The sequence below is a fragment of the Streptomyces sp. NPDC059142 genome (assembly GCF_042755665.1).
GTDB lineage: Bacteria > Actinomycetota > Actinomycetes > Streptomycetales > Streptomycetaceae > Streptomyces.
Genome location: NZ_JBHZDA010000023.1, coordinates 2744 through 5560, shown reverse-complemented (window position 1 = coordinate 5560; position 2817 = coordinate 2744). Strand labels below are relative to the sequence as shown.

At 70.3% G+C, this 2817-nt stretch carries 1 protein-coding gene; it reads left to right on the top strand.

The genetic code is table 11. From position 1 onward, the window contains the following. Nucleotides 1-473: 473 nt before the first annotated feature. Nucleotides 474-2699 carry a polyribonucleotide nucleotidyltransferase gene (locus ACFXPK_RS11720; protein WP_385074214.1) on the top strand — a complete coding sequence of 742 codons (2226 nt, stop codon included), beginning with the start codon at nucleotides 474-476 and terminating at the stop codon, nucleotides 2697-2699. The last annotated feature ends 118 nt before the right edge of the window (nucleotides 2700-2817 follow it).

The window sequence follows — 2817 nt, the reverse complement described above, 5'->3', positions numbered from 1 at the left end:
CCGTACTCGTCGACGCCTAGCCACAGCTCCAGGCGCTCCAACGCGGGCAGTTCGGGGGGGGGGGGTTTGGCGCGCCCCGGCGGGGGGGGGGCGGGGGCCGCCAACAAACCCGCCTTCCGGGGCGCGGTACCCAGGACCCGGCACCCGCTCCCTTCGCCGTATGTACGGGGCCTCTCACGGGTACGTGATCTTCCGCGGCCCCCGTGCGCCCCGTACGGGGGCGGACCGGGCGCCTCGCCCGGGACGGCCGGAATGCCATCCCGAGGCCAAGCTCAGTAACCTGGACGCACGAGCACAACTGAAGAGGGGGAGCGACCTCCACCGCCGCCGGTCCTCGGTAGTGGCGCCCGGAAAGGCGCGGCCCATGCCGCCGCCCCGGGTGCTTCGATCGAAGACCGGCCCGCACCAAGGAGCGCTCCGCCGCCACGTCCCCTGCCACACGGGCACCGGACGAAGACGAGGAGAAATCACTAGTGGAGAACGAGACCCACTACGCCGAGGCCGTTATCGACAACGGAACCTTCGGCACCCGCACCATCCGCTTCGAGACGGGCCGGCTGGCCAAGCAGGCCGCCGGTTCCGCCGTGGCGTACCTGGACGACGACACCATGGTGCTGTCGGCCACCACCGCCTCCAAGAAGCCCAAGGACCAGCTCGACTTCTTCCCCCTCACGGTGGACGTCGAGGAGCGGCAGTACGCGGCCGGCAAGATCCCCGGCTCCTTCTTCCGCCGTGAGGGCCGGCCCTCCGAGGACGCGATCCTCACCTGCCGCCTCATCGACCGCCCGCTGCGCCCCTCCTTCAAGAAGGGCCTGCGCAACGAGATCCAGATCGTCGAGACGATCATGGCGCTCAACCCCGACCACCTGTACGACGTGGTCGCGATCAACGCCGCCTCCTGCTCCACGCAGCTCGCGGGCCTGCCCTTCTCCGGTCCGATCGGCGGCACCCGTGTCGCCCTGATCAAGGGCCAGTGGGTCGCCTTCCCGACCCACACCGAGCTGGAGGACGCCGTCTTCGACATGGTCGTCGCCGGCCGGGTCCTGGAGGACGGCGACGTCGCGATCATGATGGTCGAGGCCGAGGCCACCACGAAGACCATCCAGCTCGTCAAGGACGGCGCCGACGCGCCCACCGAAGAGGTCGTCGCCGCCGGTCTCGAAGCCGCGAAGCCCTTCATCAAGGCGCTCTGCAAGGCCCAGGCCGACCTCGCCGCCAAGGCCGCCAAGCCCACCGGCGAGTTCCCCGTCTTCCTCGACTACCAGGACGACGTCCTGGAGGCCCTCACCGCGGCCGTCCGGTCCGAGCTGGCCCAGGCGCTCACCATCGCCGGCAAGCAGGACCGCGAGGCCGAGCTGGACCGCGTCAAGGAGCTGGCCGCCGAGAAGCTGCTCCCGCAGTTCGAGGGCCGCGAGAAGGAGATCTCCGGCGCCTACCGCGCGCTGACGAAGTCCCTGGTCCGCGAGCGCGTCATCAAGGACAAGGTCCGCATCGACGGCCGCGGCGTCACGGACATCCGTACGCTCGCCGCCGAGGTCGAGGCCATCCCGCGCGTGCACGGCTCCGCGCTGTTCGAGCGTGGCGAGACCCAGATCCTGGGCGTCACCACCCTCAACATGCTCCGCATGGAGCAGCAGCTCGACACCCTCTCCCCGGTGACGCGCAAGCGCTACATGCACAACTACAACTTCCCGCCGTACTCGGTCGGCGAGACCGGCCGCGTCGGTTCGCCGAAGCGTCGCGAGATCGGCCACGGCGCGCTCGCCGAGCGCGCCATCGTGCCGGTGCTGCCGACGCGCGAGGAGTTCCCGTACGCGATCCGCCAGGTCTCCGAGGCGCTGGGCTCCAACGGCTCGACGTCCATGGGCTCGGTCTGCGCCTCCACCATGTCGCTGCTGAACGCCGGTGTGCCCCTCAAGGCCCCCGTCGCCGGTATCGCCATGGGCCTGATCTCCCAGGAGATCGACGGCAAGACCCACTACGTCGCCCTCACCGACATCCTCGGTGCGGAGGACGCCTACGGCGACATGGACTTCAAGGTCGCCGGTACGAAGACGTTCGTCACCGCGCTCCAGCTCGACACCAAGCTCGACGGCATCCCCGCCTCGGTCCTGGCCGCCGCGCTGAAGCAGGCCCGCGACGCCCGCCTCCACATCCTCGATGTGATGAACGAGGCCATCGACGTCCCGGACGAGATGTCCCCGAACGCCCCGCGGATCATCACCGTCAAGATCCCCGTGGACAAGATCGGCGAGGTCATCGGCCCCAAGGGCAAGATGATCAACCAGATCCAGGAGGACACCGGCGCCGACATCACGATCGAGGACGACGGCACCATCTACATCGGTGCCGCCGACGGACCGGCCGCCGAGGCCGCCCGCGCCACGATCAACGGCATCGCCAACCCGACCATGCCGGAGGTCGGCGAGCGCTACCTGGGCACGGTCGTCAAGACGACCACCTTCGGCGCGTTCGTGTCGCTGCTCCCGGGCAAGGACGGACTGCTGCACATCTCGCAGATCCGCAAGCTCGCGGGCGGCAAGCGCGTCGAGAACGTCGAGGACGTCCTCGGCGTGGGCCAGAAGGTCCAGGTCGAGATCGCCGAGATCGACCAGCGCGGCAAGCTCTCCCTCATCCCCGTGATCGAGGGCGAGGAGTCCGCGGAGTCCGAGGACGCGAAGGACGACGCTTCCCAGTGACATCCAGCTCCAGGACGAGGGGCCCGCCCCCCCCCCGGGGGCGGGGCGGGGCCCGCGCCACACCCCCCCCACACCGCGCGGACAACGGAGGGGCGCGGCCCCCTCACCCCCCCCCCCC